Source organism: Xenorhabdus sp. PB30.3 (assembly GCF_963895965.1).
Classification (GTDB): Bacteria; Pseudomonadota; Gammaproteobacteria; order Enterobacterales; family Enterobacteriaceae; genus Xenorhabdus; species Xenorhabdus stockiae.
Genome location: NZ_CAWQMW010000112.1, coordinates 27,203 through 48,083, shown reverse-complemented (window position 1 = coordinate 48,083; position 20,881 = coordinate 27,203). Strand labels below are relative to the sequence as shown.

General features: G+C 50.7%; 2 protein-coding genes. Both read left to right on the top strand.

Annotated features, from left to right (window positions below):
- Positions 1-23: 23 nt before the first annotated feature.
- Positions 24-13,193: a non-ribosomal peptide synthetase gene (locus tag AACX38_RS07375; RefSeq protein ID WP_228863852.1), complete on the top strand. Its 13,170-nt coding sequence runs from the start codon at positions 24-26 to the stop codon at positions 13,191-13,193.
- Positions 13,190-20,644, top strand: coding sequence for an amino acid adenylation domain-containing protein (locus AACX38_RS07370; RefSeq protein WP_228863851.1), 7,455 nt, complete (start codon positions 13,190-13,192; stop codon positions 20,642-20,644). The genes AACX38_RS07375 and AACX38_RS07370 overlap by 4 nt, the downstream gene beginning before the upstream one ends.
- Positions 20,645-20,881: the final 237 nt, after the last annotated feature.

Genomic DNA, 20,881 nt, shown 5'->3' with positions numbered 1-20,881 from the left:
TGGCTCTCGAATGGTACTTAACAATGAATAATAATGAATTAATTTCTTTACCATTAGCTGAACGGAAAAGGCTACTTGAGTTAGCCAAAGCCGCCAAGCTATCCCGTCAATACACACAAAAAACTGAGATCCTCCCTCAGCCTCGCAAGGGTGATATCCCCTTGTCCTGGACACAGCAACGGCTCTGGTTCCTGACACAATTAGATTCATCTGCTCAAACGGCATATCACATGCCTGTGGGATTACATCTACAGGGTCAGCTTAATCAGAGCGCACTACAGGCAGCGCTGGACAGGATTGTCGCCCGTCACGAGATCCTGCGGACAACGTTTATCTCCACTAACGGAACCGCCCGGCAGGTTATCGGGCATCCCGATAGCGGGTTTGCTTTGACGTCTGAGGATATTCGCCATTTACCAGAGCCAGAACAACAGGCAGCCGTCGAAAAGCGTGCTCATGACGAAGCTGTCAGACCTTTCGATTTTATCTGTGGGCCATTACTCAGAGGGCATTTATTGCATTTGGCTGAAGATGAATATGTTCTGTTATTAACACAACATCACATTATCTCGGATGGCTGGTCTGTCAGATTATTAATTCAGGAACTTTCCACTCTTTATCAGGCTTTTAGTCAGGAACAACCGGATCCATTGCCTGAATTATCTCTCCAGTATGCTGATTACGTACTCTGGCAGCAGCAATGGTTACAGGGTGAACGACTCGAAACACAGTTAAATTACTGGCGTGAACAGTTACAGGATGCTCCTGAATTACTCGAATTACCCACTGACAAACCCCGTCCGGTACAACAGAGTTATAAAGGTAACCGTGTTGAGCTGGCATTTCCTGCTGAACTGAGTGCCGGTTTGAAAAATCTCAGCCAGCGTCATGGAACGACTCTATTTATGACCCTGATGGCGGGCTGGGCGGTATTACTTTCCCGTTTCAGCGGGCAGGACGATCTGGTCATAGGAACACCCATTGTCAATCGTCAGCAACCTGAGCTGGAATCATTAATCGGTTTCTTTGCCAATACGCTGGCATTGCGTATTCAGTTAAGTGATAACTTAAGTGTCAGTGAGTTGCTGACACAGGTGAAAAAGCGTGCACTGGGCGCTTATGCACATCAGGATTTACCCTTCGAACAACTTGTTGAAGCGCTGCGACCTACCCGCAGTTTGAGCCACAGCCCTATTTTTCAGGTCATGCTGACTCTTGATAACCAATCAGAACAAAAGCAGTTTGAGTTAGCAGGATTAAAATTGAGCGAACTTCCTCTGGTCAGAGAAAGTGCCTACTTTGATTTGACTCTCACACTCTATGATACAGAAAACGGATTAGTCGGTGATTTAGAATATGCCCGGGATCTGTTTGAACACGCCACCATTGAACGGATGGTGGACCATCTGCAAACCCTGCTGACGGCAATGGTGGCGGATGAAACACAACAAGTCGCCGATTTAGCGTTGCTTACACCACAGCAACGCACACAGCTCCTGACTGAATTCAGTACGAAAGAAGTCACCTACCCGCAGGATCTGTTACTGCAACAGCTTTTCGAACAACAGGTGATACGCTCACCTGAGTCCGTTGCACTGGTCAGTGACGGGCAACAGCTCAGTTACACCGAACTGAACCGGCGAGCCAACCAACTGGCCCATGCCCTGATTGCCGCCGGCGTCAAGCCGGATGACAGGGTGGCGATTTGCGTTGACCGTAGCCCGGATATGATTATCGGCCTGTTCGGCATTCTGAAAGCCGGCGCCGGTTACGTGCCATTAGATCCGGACTACCCGACAGAACGGCTGGCTTATATTCTGTCTGACTGTACCCCGCAATTATTACTGACCCAGCAACACTTAGCCGATCGTCTGACGACCGATATTCCTGTTTGGGTGATGGACGAAATCGATTACCTGAACACAATGGCACAGCAGCCAGCTCATAATCCTGACGCTCACTCACTGGGCCTGTTACCACACCATCTGGCTTATATTATTTATACTTCCGGCTCCACCGGACAGCCAAAAGGAGTCATGATTGAACACCGTCAGGTCGTCAATTTTGTTCATGTCCAGTGTGAAACGAATGAACTGACTCCGGCAGATCGGGTGTTGCAATTCACATCGGTATCCTTTGATACCACGGTGTCCGATATTTTCGCTACGCTGGCGACCGGCGCAACACTTGTACTGCGTCCCGCTCATCTGCGTATTCCCGACAAGGCATTCGGTCAGTTCCTGCGGGATCAGGCTATTACTGTTTCCGATTTACCAACTGCATTCTGGCATTTATGGGTACAGGAAATGGCGGCCGGTCGCTGCGGTTTCAGCCCTTCTTTACGGCTGGTGATTGTTGGCGGAGAAAAAGCGGAATTACGCCATTTCAATACCTGGCAGTCTTTGCCTGAAACTCAGGCCTGCCGCTGGATAAACTCCTACGGCCCGACCGAAACCACCGTAATCGCCACCGTATGGAAACCGGAAAACCGGGCACTCTGCCTGAACCAGAACGTGCCGATTGGTTACCCGCTGATCAATACCCGCCTCTATATTCTCGATACTCAGGGACAGCCTGTTCCTATCGGCGTGGCCGGAGAGATCCATATCGGTGGATTAAGCGTCGCCCGTGGTTATCTCAACCGCCCTGACCTTACGGATGAACGCTTTGTTACTGATCCGTTCAGTCCGCAAACTGATGCCCGTATGTATAAAACCGGTGACCTCGGCCGCTGGCTGCCGGACGGTACGATTGAATATCTGGAGCGCAATGATTTTCAGGTCAAGATCCGGGGATTCCGCATTGAACTGGGGGAAATTGAAGCCCGGCTGGCCCAGTGTGACGGGGTCAAAGATGCGGTTGTGGTGGCTCGCGAAGAGGAAAACGGCAATAAACGTCTGGTGGCTTATCTGGTGCCACAGCCGGGAGTTACGCTTGATTTGCTTCAGTTACGCGAACAGTTAAGCAGCCGCCTGATGGAGTATATGCTGCCCGGCGCTTATGTCATTCTGGAGGCCTTCCCCGTCAACCCGAATGGCAAACTGGATCGCAAAGCCCTGCCTGCGCCGGACAGTTCGGCCATCGTCCAGCGTGAATATGCCGAACCGCAGGGAGAAATGGAGCAAACGCTGGCGGCTATCTGGCAAACACTGCTTGGGCTGGAGCAGGTTGGCCGTCATGATAATTTCTTTGAGCTGGGCGGGCATTCGTTATTAACGGTGCAAGTTGCAGCCCGTTTACGCGAAAAACTGAACATTGAAGTGACCTTACAGGATCTCTTCACCTACCCGACACTGGCTGATTTAGCTCAGTCTCTGGGGAATGCCACCCAATCCACTCAGTCGATTATTCTGCCCGCGGATCGCCTGCAACCTTTACCTCTTTCCTGGGCCCAGCAGCGTTTATGGTTCCTCGCCCAGCTGGACAGCGCTGCACAGGCAGCCTACCACATTGCCGGCGGGCTAGAATTGCGGGGCCAGCTAAATCAGGCCGCGTTACAGGCTGCGCTGGACAGGATTGTAGCCCGCCATGAGATCCTGCGTACCACGATTGCCGTTATTGACGGAGAAACCCGTCAGATTATTGGCAACCCTGACAGCGGATTTTCCCTGATATCGCAGGATCTCAGTCCGTTATCCCCGGCGGAACAGCAAATCGCCCTTAAAGCGGCAGAGCAGGCCGAAGCTGACCAGCCTTTTGACTTTACACAAGGGCCGTTAGTCCGCGCCCAACTGCTGAAAATCAGTGATGAACACCATATTCTGTTAGTGACTCAGCACCATATTGTTTCTGACGGCTGGTCACTGAATGTGCTGATCAAAGAGTTTTCAGCGCTTTATCAGGCTTTCTGCCAGCAACAGCCCGATCCGCTCCCTCACCTGCCCATTCAGTATGCGGATTATGCCGTGTGGCAACAGCAATGGTTACAGGGTGACAAATTAGCACAACAGGTGAATTACTGGTGTCAGACCCTACAGGATGCGCCGGTATTACTGGAGCTGCCAACAGATCACCCACGCCCTCTGGAGCAGAGCTACCGCGGAGATCTGGTCGTTTTCACCCTGCCAAGTGAGTTAAATGCCGGCTTACTCGCCCTGAGCCAGCGGCATGGTACCACCCTGTTTATGACCCTGCTGGCAGGCTGGGCGATTTTACTGTCCCGACTAAGTGGTCAGCAGGATATCGTGATCGGTACCCCCGTTGCCAACCGCCAATACCGTGAACTGGAGCCGCTGATTGGCTTCTTCGTTAATACGCTGGCGTTACGGGTCAGGCTGGAAGACAATCCGACGGTGAGCGCGTTGTTAGCGCAGGTCAAAGCCCATGCGCTGGCCGCCTATGCCCATCAGGATCTGCCCTTTGAACAATTGGTGGAAGCATTACAACCGCCGCGCAGCCTGAGTCACAGCCCGGTCTTTCAGGTGATGATGGGGCTGGATAATACTTCCGGTTCATCAGAATTCAATTTACCAGACCTGACCATCAACCATCTGCCTTTAGACAGAAAAACAACTCAGTTTGATGTATCGCTGTCCTTCAGTGAGAGCGAAAATGGATTAGTGGGTGAACTGGAATATGCCAGCGATCTGTTTGAGCACGCCACCATCGAACGGATGGCGGAACACCTGCAAACCCTGCTGACGGCGATGGTGACGGATGAGACACAACACGTCGCCGATTTAGCCCTGCTCACACAACAGCAACGCACACAGCTCCTGACCGAATTCAGCACCACAGAAATCGCTTACCCGCAGGATCTGTTACTGCAACAACTCTTCGAACAACAGGTGTTACGTTCGCCTGAGTCCGTTGCGCTGGTCAGTGACGGACAGCAGCTCAGTTATACCGAACTGAACCGGCAAGCCAACCAGCTGGCCCATGCCCTGATTGCCGCCGGCGTCAAGCCGGATGACAGGGTCGCCATTTGCGTTGACCGCAGCCCGGATATGATTATCGGTCTGTTCGGCATTCTGAAAGCCGGCGCCGGTTACGTGCCGTTAGACCCGGATTACCCGACAGAACGGCTGGCTTATATTTTGTCCGATTGTGCCCCGCAGTTATTGCTGACCCAGCAACACTTAGCCGATCGCCTGACGACCGATATTCCTGTTTGGGTGATGGACGATATGAGTTACCTGAACACCGCGGCACAGCAGCCGGCTCATAATCCTGACGCTCACTCGCTGGGCCTGTTACCACACCATCTGGCTTATATTATTTACACTTCCGGCTCCACCGGACAGCCGAAAGGAGTCATGATTGAACACCGTCAGGTCGTGAACTTTGTTCATGTCCAGTGTGCAGCCAATGAGCTGACCCCGGCAGATCGGGTACTGCAATTTACTTCCGTTTGCTTTGATACGACAGTCGCCGATATTTTCGCTACACTGGCGACCGGCGCAACGCTGGTACTGCGTCCCGCTCATCTGCGTATTCCCGACAAGGCATTCAGCCAGTTCCTGCGGGAGCAGGCTATTACTGTTTCCGATTTGCCCACCGCGTTCTGGCATTTATGGATGCAGGAAATGGCGGCCGGTCGCTGCGGTTTCAGCCCTTCTTTACGACTGGTGCTGGTCGGCGGAGAAAAAGCGGAATTACGTCATTTCAATACCTGGCAGTCTTTGCCTGAAACACAGGCCTGCCGCTGGATAAACTCCTATGGTCCGACTGAAACCACCGTTAATGCCACGATGTGGAAATCGGATAACCATGAATTCTGCCTCACCAACACCGTGCCGATTGGCTATCCGCTGACCAATACCCGCCTCTATATTCTCGATACTCAGGGACAGCCTGTTCCTATCGGCGTAGCCGGCGAGATCCATATCGGAGGATTAAGCGTCGCCCGTGGCTACCTCAACCGCCCTGATCTGACCGCAGAGCGCTTTATTACTGATCCGTTCAGTCCGCAACCGAATGCCCGTATGTATAAAACCGGTGACCTCGGCCGCTGGCTGCCGGACGGCACGATTGAATATCTGGAACGTAATGATTTTCAGGTCAAGATCCGGGGATTCCGCATTGAACTAGGGGAAATTGAAGCCCGGCTGGCTCAGTGTGACGGAGTCAAGGATGCAGTGGTCGTCGCACGTGAAGAGGAAAACGGCAATAAACGTCTGGTGGCTTATCTGGTGCCACAGCCGGGAGTTACGCTTGATTTGCTTCAGTTACGCGAGCAGTTAAGCAGCCGTCTGGTGGAATATATGCTACCCGGCGCTTATGTCATTCTGGAGGCCTTCCCCGTCAACCCGAATGGCAAACTGGATCGTAAAGCCCTGCCTGCGCCGGACAGTTCAGCCATTGTCCAGCGTGAATATGCTGAACCGCAGGGAGAAATGGAGCAGACACTGGCCGATATTTGGCAGAGTTTATTGGGAGTGGAACATATCGGACGCCATGACCACTTCTTTGAGCTGGGCGGGCACTCCTTATTAACCGTGCAGGTCGCAGCCCGTTTACGGGAAAAACTGAACATTGAAGTGACCTTGCAGGATCTCTTCAACCACCCGACACTGGCAGATTTAGCTCAGTCTCTGGGGAATGCCACCCAATCCGCTCAGTCGGTTATTCTGCCTGCAAACCGCCAGCAGCCTTTGCCTCTTTCCTGGGCCCAGCAGCGTTTATGGTTCCTCGCCCAGCTGGACAGCGCTGCGCAGGCAGCCTACCACATTGACGGCGGACTAGAATTGCGTGGCCAGCTGAATCAGGCCGCGTTACAGGCTGCGCTGGACAGGATTGTAGCCCGGCATGAAATTCTACGTACCACGATTGCCGTTATTGACGGAGAAGCCAGCCAGATTATTGGCAACCCCAGCAGCGGCTTTTCCCTGATATCGCAGGATCTCAGCCCGTTATCCCCGGCGGAGCAGCAAATCGCCCTGAAAGCGGCAGAGCAGGCCGAAGCTGACCTGCCTTTTGACTTTACACAAGGGCCGTTAGTGCGCGCCCAATTGCTGAAAATCAGCGATGAACACCATATTCTGCTGGTGACTCAGCACCATATTGTTTCTGACGGCTGGTCACTGAATGTGCTGATCAAAGAATTTTCGGCGCTTTATCACGCCTTCTGTCAGCAACAGCCTGATCCGCTCCCCCGTCTGTCCATTCAATATGCGGATTATGCTGTATGGCAACGGCAATGGTTACAGGGTGACAAATTAGCACAACAGGTGAATTACTGGTGTCAGACCCTACAGGATGCACCGGTATTACTGGAACTGCCAACAGATCACCCCCGCCCTCTGGAACAGAGCTACCGCGGAGATCAGGTTATTTTCACCCTGCCGCGTGAATTAAATGCCGGCTTACTCGCCCTGAGCCAGCGGAACGGTACTACCCTGTTTATGACCCTGCTGGCAGGCTGGGCGATTTTACTGTCCCGTCTGAGCGGTCAGCAGGATATCGTGATCGGTACCCCCGTTGCCAACCGCCAGTACCGTGAACTGGAGCCGCTGATTGGCTTCTTCGTCAATACGCTGGCGTTACGGGTCAGGCTGGAAGACAACCCAACTGTCGGTGCCCTGTTAGCGCAGGTTAAAGCCCATGCGCTGGCCGCCTATGCCCATCAGGATCTGCCCTTTGAACAGTTGGTGGAAGCATTACAACCGCCGCGCAGCCTGAGTCACAGCCCGGTCTTTCAGGTTATGATGGCGCTGGATAATACTTCCGGTTCATCAGAATTCAATTTACCAGACCTGACCATCAACGAGCTGCTCTTAACCAAAAAAACAACTCAGTTTGATGTGTCACTGTCATTCAGTGAAAGCGAAAACGGATTAGTGGGTGAACTGGAATATGCCAGTGATCTGTTTGAGCACACCACCATCGAACGGATGGCGGAACACCTGCAAACCCTGCTGGCGGCAATGGTAGCGGATGAGACACAACACGTTGCCGATTTAGCCCTGCTTACGCCACAGCAACGCACACAGCTCCTGACTGCATTCAGCACGAAAGAAGTCGCTTATCCGCAGGATCTGTTACTGCAACAACTCTTCGAACAACAGGTGTTACACTCGCCTGAGTCCGTTGCGCTGGTCAGTGACGGACAGCAGCTCAGTTACACCGAACTGAACCGGCGAGCCAACCAGCTGGCCCATGTCCTGATTGCCGCCGGCGTCAAACCGGATGACAGGGTCGCGATTTGCGTTGACCGTAGCCCGGATATGATTATCGGCCTGTTCGGCATTCTGAAAGCCGGTGCCGGTTACGTGCCATTAGATCCGGATTACCCCACTGAGCGACTGACTTATATTTTGTCCGATTGTGCCCCGCAGTTATTGCTGACCCAGCAACATTTAGCCGATCGCCTGACAACCAATATCCCTGTTTGGATGATGGACGAAACCGATTATCTGAATACTACAGCACAGCAGCCGGCTCATAATCCTGACGCTCACTCGCTGGGCCTGTTACCACACCATCTGGCTTATATTATTTATACTTCCGGCTCCACCGGACAGCCGAAAGGAGTCATGATTGAACATCGTCAGGTCGTAAATTTTGTCCATGTTCAACGTGAAACAAATGAACTGACCTCGGCAGATCGAGTGCTGCAATTCACATCGGTATCCTTTGATACCACGGTGTCCGATATTTTCGCTACGCTGGCGACCGGCGCAACGCTGGTACTGCGTCCCGCTCATCTGCGTATTCCCGACAAGGCATTCGGTCAGTTCCTGCGGGATCAGGCCATCACCGTGTCCGATTTACCGACCGCATTCTGGCACTTATGGGTACAGGAAATGGCGGCCGGTCGCTGCGGTTTCAGCCCCTCTTTACGGCTGGTGATTGTTGGCGGAGAAAAAGCCGAATTACGCCATTTCAATACCTGGCAGTCTTTGCCTGAAACACAGGCTTGCCGCTGGATAAACTCTTACGGCCCGACCGAAGCCACAGTAATTGCCACCGTATGGAAACCGGAAAACCGGGCACTCTGCCTGAACCAGAACGTGCCGATTGGTTACCCGCTGACCAATACCCGACTCTATATTCTCGATACTCAGGGGCAGCCTGTTCCTATCGGCGTGGCCGGAGAGATCCATATCGGTGGATTAAGCGTCGCCCGTGGTTATCTCAACCGCCCTGACCTGACGGATGAACGCTTTGTTACTGATCCGTTCAGTCCGCAAACTGATGCCCGTATGTATAAAACTGGTGACCTCGGCCGCTGGCTGCCGGACGGTACGATTGAATATCTGGAGCGCAATGATTTTCAGGTCAAGATCCGGGGATTCCGCATTGAACTGGGGGAAATTGAGGCACAACTGGCTCAGTGTGAAGGCGTCAAGGATGCGGTTGTAGTGGCTCGCAAAGAGGAAAATGGTAATAAACGTCTGGTCGCCTATGTGATCCCACAACCAGGAATAACACTGGATATCATTCAACTGCGTGAACAACTGAGCAGCCGCCTGATGGAGTATATGCTGCCCGGCGCTTACGTCATTCTGGATGCCTTCCCCGTCAACCCGAATGGCAAACTGGATCGCAAAGCCCTTCCTGCGCCGGACAGTTCAGCCCTTATCAGCCGTGAATATCAGGCTCCTCAGGGAGAAGCTGAACAACAGCTCGCGGCTATCTGGCAAACACTGCTCGGTCTGGAACAGGTTGGCCGTCATGATAACTTCTTTGAATTAGGCGGGCACTCCCTGCTGGTTGTTAATTTGATTGAAGAGCTTCGCCAGCGTGACCTTACACTAGAAGTCAGTACGGTCTTTTCTTCTCCGACACTGATGGCAATGGCATCACGCATAACGGATACAACAATCAGTGACAATGTCACTTTTACGGTTCCGCCCAATCTAATTACTGATGACAGCCATTCCATCACACCGGACATGCTGCCACTGATCACGCTAACCCAGAATAATATTGACCAGATTGTTGCCAACGTTCCCGATGGTGTTGCAAATATTCAGGATATCTACCCATTAGGGCCGTTACAGGAAGGTATTTTGTTCCACCACTTGCTGGAAACTAAAGGCGATATTTATCTGGATAATCTGCTGATGACTTTCGACAGCCGGACACGTCTGGATACATTCCTGCTGGCACTGCAACAGGTTATTAATCGTCACGACATTCTGCGTAGCGCATTTCAGTGGGACAATCTGCCGGAGCCGGTACAGGTGGTTTATCGTCATGCTCCTCTGCCCGTTACCGAACTGGAGCTATTCGCCGGTACGGATGCAGCACAGCAATTACGTGATGCTACCGATCCACGCCAGATACGTATGGATATCACCAAAGCACCATTATTATCCGCCTGCATTGCCAAAGATCCGCATACCGAACACTGGCATCTGGCATTGCTTTACCATCATCTGGTTTGTGACCATCTGTCACTGGAAATGATCTTCAATGAAGTGCAGATATTGCAGCTCGGGCAAAATGAACCTCTGCCGCCTTCCCTGCCTTACCGTAACTTTATCGCACAGATCCGGGCCGTTCCGGTTGAGACACATCAGGACTATTTCCACCAGCTTCTGGGCGATGTGGATGAACCCACTCTGCCGTTTAACTTACTTGATGTGCAGGGGAACCATGATGAGCACCATAAGATAGAGGAAGCCGGACTGGCGCTGGATGATAAGTTATCGCGCCAGATACGTGACTGCGCCCGCCAGCAGGGTGTCAGTGCTGCCGTTCTGTTCCATGTCGCATGGGCACAGGTTCTTGCACAATGCAGCGGACGGGAAGATGTTGTTTTCGGCACCGTGCTATTAGGCCGGTCACTAAAAGGTGCAGATACCTCTCAGGTTCTTGGTATGTTCATCAATACCCTGCCCGTGCGCATAATGTTGCAGGAACGTACTGCACAACAGGTGGTACAGGAAACTTATCAGCAGCTCAGCACATTGCTTGAGCATGAGCAGACTCCATTAGCCATCGCCCAGCGTTGCAGTGGTATTCAGGCGCCTCAGCCCCTTTTCAGCAGCCTGCTTAATTTCCGTCATAGCCAGCATAACGATCAACAGGCTGATTCAGCCGTATGGCAGGGTATTCAGACCTCCAGTAGTGAGGAGCGCAGTAATTACCCACTGTCATTGGATGTCGATGATTTTGGTGACGGCTTTGCCCTGACTGCACAATGCAACCGCCAGATTAATCCGGCCCGCATTAATGCTTATATGGATACCGCACTGAAAGCGTTGGTAATGGCCTTACAGGAAATGCCGGAACAGGATATTCATTCCCTCAATATCCTGCCACCAGCAGAACTTACTCAGCTACTGGAAGACTTTAACAGTGACAAAGTTACCTGCCCGCAGGATATGTTACTCCAGCAGCTGTTTGAACAGCAGGCAGCCCTCACGCCGGATGCTATCGCACTGATCCACGCTGCAAGTAATGGAGAGGTTCAACTCACCTATAGTGAACTGAACCAGAAAGCCAACCAACTGGCCCATGCCCTGATTGCTGCCGGCGTCAAACCGGATGATCGGGTGGCGATTTGTGTCGAACGTGGTCTGGATATGGTGATAGGTTTATTCGGTATTTTAAAATCCGGTGCAGGATATGTGCCGCTGGATACGGATTACCCTACCGAACGACTGAACTATATTTTGTCAGATTGTGCACCGAAGTTATTACTGACGCAGCAGCACTTACATAGCCGCTTATCGACTGATACGCCAGTATGGATGCTGGATGATAATAGCCATGCCGAGTGTATAGCCCAACAGCCAACTCATAACCCAGACCCGCAACAACTGGGACTGGCAGCGCATCATCTGGCTTATATCATCTATACCTCCGGTTCCACCGGACAACCAAAAGGGGTGATGATTGAGCATCACAACGTGGTTAATTTTGTCCATGTTCAGCGTCAGACCAATGAACTGACGCCATCTGACCGTGTACTTCAGTTCACTTCGGTAGCGTTCGATACCACTGTATCGGATATCTTCGCCACCCTTGCCACAGGTGCAACCTTAATTATGCGTCCGTCAGAACTGCGTGTTCCGGACAGAGCTTTTGCTCAATTCCTGCAACAACAGCAAATCACGGTGACTGATTTGCCTACCGCTTTCTGGCACTTATGGGTACAGGAAATGGCCGCAGGACGTTGTGGCTTCAGCCCTTCTCTGCGTCTGGTGATTGTCGGCGGAGAAAAAGCGGAACTGCGTCACCTGATGACCTGGCAGACACTACCGGAAACCCGTTCATGCCGATGGATTAACTCTTACGGCCCGACGGAAACGACGGTGATTGCTACTGTTCTGAAAGTGGACAGTCATCCGGCCTATAGCGCAGAAACACTGCCAATCGGTTATCCGCTTGCCAACAGCCGTATCTATATACTTGATACGCGCGGAAAACCTGTTCCTATCGGTGTTTCCGGTGAAATTCACATTGCAGGTGCCGGCGTGGCGCGGGGTTATCTGAACCAGCCTGAACTGACTGATGAGCGTTTTATTCCGGATACGTTCAGTGAACAACCGAATGCCAGAATGTACAAGACCGGGGATTTAGGTCGCTGGTTACCGGATGGAACGATTGAATACCTCGGACGGAATGATTTTCAGGTCAAAATCCGCGGATTCCGCATTGAGCTGGGAGAAATAGAAACTCAGCTGGCAGCCTGTGAAGGGGTCAAGGATGCTATTGCTATGGTGCGTGAAGACGAAACCGGTGATAAGCGACTGGTGGCTTATTTAGTTCCACAGCCTGATGCTCAGCTGGATATCGCTGATTTACGTGAACAGCTCAGTACTCATCTGCTGGATTATATGATCCCCAGCGCCTTTGTCGTAATGGAAGCCTTCCCGCTGAATCCGAACGGCAAGCTGGATCGCAAATCACTGCCGGTTCCTGACCGCTCTGCAACCGCTACGCGGGCGTATGAAGCACCAGAGGGAGAAACAGAACAGCAGCTGGCGGCTATCTGGCAAACCTTACTGGGGCTGGAGCAAGTCGGTCGTCATGATGATTTCTTTGAGCTGGGAGGAAACTCATTATCAATCATGCAATTATCAGCAAGATTACAAGAAGAGTTCCATCTGGAAATTTCAATTACGGATATTTTCCGTCATTCGGCATTAGCCAAACTTGCTGAGCTTATCTTATCAAAACAAGTGGAAACCTTTTTCGATCAGGATATTGAAGATATGCAAAAAGAGCTGGAGAACCTATCTGAAGATGAGTTGCTTGCCATGTTAAATGGAGAACAACTAGAGGGAAATAAACTATGAGCAAAAATGAACAGACACTGAATCAATTAAGGCAGGCTGTACTCCAGAAGAAACTGAAAGAGCGTATGCAAAATAGCCTGACAACCGAAAAAGCACCGATATCTGCCCGTGATCCGCAGCAGGAGATCCCGCTATCCTGGGCGCAACAGCGCCTGTGGTTCCTCGCTCAGTTAGATCCGGCTGCCCTGACGGCATACCACATTCCTGCCGCCCTTCATCTGAAGGGCCAACTGAACAGCGCGGCCTTACAGGCCGCGCTGGACAGAATTGTCGCCCGCCATGAAATTCTGCGCACCACTATTGGGCTGGCAGAAGACGGAGGAGAAGGAACGGCGCGGCAAATTGTTCATGGGAAAGATTTCGGTTTCTCTTTAAGTATGCAGGATTTGCGTCTATTAGCCGATGATGATCGACAAAATGCTATCCAGAACGCCATCAAATCTGAAGCCAGCCATCCTTTCGATTTTGAAAACGGCCCCTTAATTCGGGGCCAGTTATTCAGACTGGCAGAAGATGAAAATATTCTGTTACTCACCCAGCACCATATTATTTCTGATGGCTGGTCAGTTAACGTCATGATGCAGGAGTTTTCTACTCTGTACCTGAGCTTCTGCCACGAACAGCCTGACCCATTACCGCCATTAAAAATTCAGTACGCAGATTATACTCTCTGGCAACGGAAGGAATTACAGGGTAAGGCACTGGAAAAGCAGCTGGATTATTGGCGTAATACGCTACAGGATGCGCCGACGCTTCTGACACTCCCCACTGACCGCCCCCGTCCGGCGCGGCAAACTTATGCCGGTGGAGAAGCTCTGGTTACCCTGTCACCGGATTTAACCGGAAAATTAAAAGCCTTTGCGCAACGTCACGGCATTACGTTATTTATGACGCTGCTGACCGGATGGTCAATACTGCTTTCCCGTCTTAGCGGGCAACATGATTTAGTTATCGGTACGCCAGTCGCTAACCGTAAATATCGCGATCTGGAGCCGTTAATCGGCTTTTTTGTCAATACATTAGCACTGCGGGTTCAGTTACAGGATAACCCTACCATCAGTGAATTGCTGGCACACGTGAAAGCTCATACTGTCACGGCTTTTGAAAATCAGGATCTCCCGTTTGAACAATTAGTTGAAGCGTTAAAACCACCGCGCAGCCTGAGTTATAGCCCGGTTTTTCAGGTTATGATGTCTCTGGATAATACTCCCGGACAACAGCAGTTCGAATTACCGGGATTAACGATCAGCGAACTGGATTTATCCGAAAACAGCTCCCACTTTGATCTCTCCCTGTCACTGCATGACACGGATGAAGGCTTAATCGGTGAACTGGAATATGCCAGCGATTTGTTTGATCAGGCGACGATGGACCGGATGGCGGGCTATCTGCAAACACTGTTAACGGTTATGGTGGCTGATGATACTCAGCGTGTGGCTGATTTACCGTTACTGACACCGAATGAACGTAATCAGTTATTGGCCGGCTTTAATGCCAGAACAGCCTCTTATCCGCAGGAAATGTTACTCCAGCAACTGTTCGAGCAACAGGTCGCCTATTCCCCCACCAGCCCGGCCTTAATCAGTGAAGAACAGCAGCTCACCTATCATGAACTGAACCAGCAGGCGAACCAGCTTGCCCATGCCCTGATTGCTGCCGGAGTACAACCGGATGATCGGGTAGCAATTTGTGTCGAACGGGGCGCAGATATGATCATCGGGCTGTTTGGTATTCTGAAAGCCGGAGCCGGTTATGTACCGTTAGACCCGGAATACCCGACTGAACGGCTGGCCTATATTCTGTCAGACTGTAAGCCGAAGCTATTACTGACTCAGGAGCACTTACAGAACCGCCTGAATACTGAAGTTCCCGTCTGGATAATGGACAACGATCACTATCTGGATAATGTGGCACAACAACCTACCGACAACCCTGAACCTCATCAATTGGGGCTGAAACCGCATCATCTGGCTTATATCATCTATACTTCCGGCTCAACAGGTCAACCGAAGGGGGTGATGATTGAGCACCGTCAGGTTGTGAATTTTGTTTATGTCCAGCGTGAAACGAATGAACTGACACCTTCTGATCGGGTGCTGCAATTTACCTCTGTTGCCTTTGATACCACCGTGTCCGATATTTTTGCCACACTGGCCGCCGGAGCAACATTAGTACTGAGATCGGCCTCGCTGCGCATACCCGATAAAAACTTCAGCCAGTTCTTACAGGAACAAGCAATTACCGTTTCCGATCTGCCCACCGCTTTCTGGCACTTATGGGTTCAGGAAATGGCCGCCGGGCGCTGTGGTTTCAGCCCTTCTTTACGGCTGGTGATTGTCGGTGGTGAAAAAGCGGAACTGCGTCATTTCAATACTTGGCAGACTTTACCTGAAACTCAGTCCTGTCGCTGGATCAACTCCTATGGTCCGACGGAAACCACCGTTATCGCCACGGTATGGAAACCAGACAATCAAAAATCCGACCTCACCAATACCGTTCCTATCGGTAGCCCGCTCACCAATACTCAAATTTATATCCTTGATACGCAGGGGCAGCCGGTTCCTATCGGCGTTGCGGGGGAAATTCATATCGGTGGTGCAGGTGTCGCCCGGGGTTATCTGAATCGTCCTGATCTCACTGATGAACGATTTATTGCCGATCCGTTCAGCCAACAAGCCAATTCCCGCATGTATAAAACCGGTGATCTCGGCCGCTGGCTACCAGACGGCACGATTGAATATCTGGAACGCAATGATTTTCAGGTCAAAATACGTGGATTCCGTATTGAACTGGGAGAAATTGAAGCACAACTGGCTCAGTGTGATGGAGTCAAAGATGTTGTAGTAACTGCCCATGAAGATGAAAGCGGCAATAAACGTCTGGTCGCTTACCTGATACCACAGCCGGAGACAATACTGGATATCCTCCAGTTACGTGAACAACTAAGCGCGCAATTGATGGAGTATATGCTGCCCGGTGCTTACGTCGTTCTGGATGCTTTCCCACTAACACCCAACGGGAAAGTCGATCGCAAAGCATTGCCAGCCCCTGACCATACCGCCATCATCAGCCGGGAATATCAGGCACCGGAAGGAGAAGCAGAACAACAACTGGCAAGTATCTGGCAGGAGCTGTTGGGGCTGGAACAAGTCGGACGCCATGACAATTTCTTCGAGCTGGGCGGACATTCACTACTGGTCGTCAGCCTGATTGAGAAACTCCGTCAACACAGCCTTGCTATTGATGTCAGTGCGGTATTCGCATCCCCGACACTGGCAGCTATGGCAACCAATTTAACTCAGCAAACCGAATCTGATACAAACAACACGCCTGTGCCACCAAACCTGATCCCGGATAACTGTCAGGCAATTACACCGGATATGCTGCCACTGGTAACACTGTCTCAGGCGAATATCGACCAGATAGCCTCACAAGTGACAGGCGGTGTCAGTAACATTCAGGACATCTATCCACTCGGGCCATTACAGCAAGGTATTCTGTTCCACCATTTGCTGGAAACAACCGGTGATACGTATCTGGACAACCTGCTGATGACTTTTGACAGTCGTTCACGTCTGGATACATTCCTGCAAACAGTACAACAGGTCATTGAGCGCCACGATATTCTGCGCACTGCCGTCCATTGGGAGAATCTGCCAGAGCCGGTGCAGGTTGTTCATCGCCATGCCCCCATGCCTGTCACAGAGCTGGAACTGTCGCCTGAAATCAATGCGGAACAACAAATTCAGAGCTATACCGACCCTGATATCGTCCGTATGAATATCAACAAAGCGCCGTTATTATCTGCCAGCATTGCCAGAGAACCAAATAGTGATAAATGGTACTTATCCTTACTTCACCACCATCTGGTTTGCGATAATTTATCGCTGAAACTGGTATTTGATGAAGTCAATGCCATGTTACAGGGCCAGCATGAACAACTGCCAACAGCGTTGCCTTATCGTAATTTCATTTCCCAGACTAAAAATATTCCCCTTGAACAACACCAGTCCTATTTCCGTCAGCTGCTGGGAGACGTAGAAGAGCCGACCCTGCCATTCGGCCTGCTTGATGCTAAGGACAGTGGCGATAAAGTTGTGGAAAATGTTCTGACACTGGATAGTGATCTTTCCCGGATGGTTCAGCAATGCGCCCGTCAACAGGGTGTCAGTACCGCAGTTCTGTTTCATGTTGCCTGGGCACAGGTACTGGCTCAGTGTAGTGGCCGTGACGATGTCGTCTTCGGTACTGTTTTAATGGGTCGGTTACAAGGCGGTAAAGAAACAGAAAAAATAATGGGGATGTTTATCAATACATTACCCATCCGGGTTATTCTGCAAGGGCGCAATGTTCAGCAAACAGTACAGGAAACTTACCGGCAACTCAGCACATTACTGGTACATGAACAGACACCTCTGGTTATTGCTCAGCGTTGCAGCGGTATTCCCGCTTCTCTGCCCCTGTTTAACAGCCTGCTTAATTTCCGTCATGGTTCAGATGAAACAGAGGAAGATGAACAGGAACTCGCATCAATCTGGGAAGGCATTGAAACGTTTAACACTAAAGATTCACGCAGCAATTATCCTTTATCACTGGATGTTGATGCCTATGATGACCAATTTGAACTCACTATCCAATGCAGCCAACAGATTGACCCGAGTCGCATTAATGCCTATGTGGCAACCGCACTAAAAGGTCTGGTTACTTCATTATTACAAAACGCGCCTGCACAAAATATTCAGGCAATCTCCGTTCTGCCACCAGCGGAAAAGACACAGTTACTGGTGGATTTTAACGGTGCTGAAATCGCTTATCCGCAGAATATTCTGCTCCACCAGCTCTTCGAACAGCAGGTTTCTTTCACACCAGATTCCATTGCGCTGGTGAGTGGTGATGAGCAACTCAGCTACGCTGAACTGAACCAGCAGGCCAACCAACTGGCACATGCTCTGATTGCCGCGGGTGTACAACCGGATGATCGGGTAGCAATTTGCGTTGAGCGCAGCCCGGATATGATTATCGGCCTGTTCGGGATCCTGAAAGCCGGTGCAGGCTATGTCCCGCTGGATACAGATTATCCGACGGAAAGACTGGCTTACATTCTGTCCGACTGTAAACCGAAGCTACTACTGACTCAAAAACATTTACAGAACCGGCTGGCAACAGAAGTCCCAGTCTGGTTAATGGATAGTGAAGCGCATCGGAGCAATGTGGCACAGCAACCGACCCACAATCCTGAACATTTACAGTCGGGGCTGGCACCACATCATCTGGCCTATATCATCTATACCTCCGGCTCCACCGGACAGCCCAAAGGCGTGATGATAGAGCATCGTAATGTGGTTAACTTCGTTCACGTCCAGCGTCAGACTAACGAATTAACCCCTTCTGACCGTGTGCTGCAATTTACTTCTGTTGCTTTCGACACCACCGTGTCGGATATTTTTGCAACACTGGCAACCGGCGCAACCCTGATCCTGCGACCTGCCGATCTCCGTGTACCGGACAGTAACTTCGGTCGTTTCCTGCGGGAGCAGAAAATTACCGTCACCGATCTCCCCACCGCTTTCTGGCATCAGTGGGTACAGGAGCTGGTCGCAGGACGATGTGATTTCAGCCCTTCGCTGCGTCTGGTTATCGTTGGGGGCGAAAAAGCGGAGCTTCACCATCTGACTCTCTGGAAATCACTGGCTGAAACGCAACATTGCCGCTGGATTAACTCCTATGGCCCAACTGAAACCACCGTCATTGCAACCGTATTAAAAGTGGATGGTCATTCCCTGTATACCGAACCAACACTGCCTATTGGTTATCCATTAACCAATACCCGCCTATATATTCTCGATGGACAGGGACAGCCTGCTCCTCTCGGTGTTTCCGGGGAAATTCATATCGGCGGTGCAAGCGTTGCTCGGGGTTATCTCAACCAGCCTGAGCTGACAGCAGAACGCTTTATTCCTGATCCATTCAGCCATCAAACTGATGCACGTATGTATAAAACAGGTGATTTGGGATGCTGGTTGCCGGACGGTACGATTGAGTACCTCGGACGCAATGATTTTCAGGTTAAGATCCGCGGGTTCCGCATTGAACTGGGAGAAATTGAAGCCAGACTCTTTGCTTATCCCGGAATTAAAGACGCGATTGTTATCGTGCGGGAAGATACTCCGGGTGATAAACGTCTGGTGGCCTATCTGGTGCCACAGCCGGGTACAACTCTCGATCTGGAAGACCTGCGTCACTCTTTGCACGTAAACTTAGCCAGCTATATGATCCCCAGTGCTTTTGTGATTCTGAATACATTCCCGCTGACACCTAATGGCAAACTGGATCGTCGGGCATTACCGGCACCGGATAAATCTTCCGTTATCAGCCGCAACTATGAAGCCCCTATCGGTGAAACAGAAGAACTCATTGCAGCGATATGGCAGGACGTACTCCGGCTGGAACAAATAGGACGCCATGATCACTTCCTTGAGCTTGGTGGTCATTCCCTATTAACCCTACAGGTTGCTACCCGTCTTAATCAGACTTTAGCTAAAGATATCAGTATCCGCGATCTGCTGGTTTACTCGACAATCAGTGAACTGGCAACATATATTCAGTCAGACGCGCCACTGCCGCAACAGCAGAATATAGTGACTGTCCGTCAGGGGAATAGCAATACTTCACTGTTCCTCATTCACGCAGTCAATGGCGATGTTCACTATGCCTACGATCTTGAGCCATATATGGATAATGACGAATTATCAATTTATGGTGTTATTGCCAGTGATACCCTTGCAGAAGAAAGCATACAGCCCACCATCAACAACATGGCTCAGGAATATATTAAATGCATTCGCCAGATACAAGCACATGGCCCTTACCATCTGGCTGGATGGTCATCAGGCGGAACGATTGCTTATGAAATGTCCCGCCAATTAATTGCCGATGGAGAAACAGTAAACTTTATCGGGTTACTGGACAGCGCTTCTAATTATCTGGATTTCTATTCAGCTGAAGAGAAACAGTCCGGAATGATGTTTGAGAAAAGTGCCACACTACTCGAACTACTCCCGTACGATATCCCAGAAGACATTAACGATGAATTCAATAAGCTAGCCAATGAACGTGATTACGACGCGATGTTAATATTAGCTGAGAAGCTCAATTTATTACCACCGAAGGTCACACGGGAAAATGTCAGTGATCTTGTACAAATGCGCTATAACATCTCTGTGGCAGCTAACTGTTACATACCACAGGCGATAAACACGAACGTTACTCTGTTCAGAGCAATGGATGAAGTCGCCGAAGGAGAAACAATGGCGCTAAAATGGGATCAAATTCTACCCAGTGAGCAACTGACTATTATCCCGATTAAAGGAGATCATGACTCTATGATGATGCAGCCCAATATTCAGGATACTGGCAAAGCATTACTTCAGGCGGTAATGAATAATCAATAAAGCAGCAAAAAGAATGAACCACCTTTTATAAAGGTGGTTCCGGAACGCTCATATAAATAACGCCCATGAAATTGGGCGTTATTTTTTAAGTTTCAATTATTGATATATACGTCATCTTTCAGATTGATGCTTTGTTGGTTACACTTGGTCATCCCACATCCCATTCACATAGTCATCTATGCGCCTGAGGATGAACGCCTTTACCGCGGAGACACAACCTTTAAAATCATGAGTAAA

What these genes read in the sequence shown, in the direction of transcription:
- AACX38_RS07375 (WP_228863852.1), top strand. Translation starts at nt 24, where the DNA reads ATGAATAATAATGAATTAATTTCTTTACCATTAGCTGAACGGAAAAGG.
- AACX38_RS07370 (WP_228863851.1), top strand. Translation starts at nt 13,190, where the DNA reads ATGAGCAAAAATGAACAGACACTGAATCAATTAAGGCAGGCTGTACTC.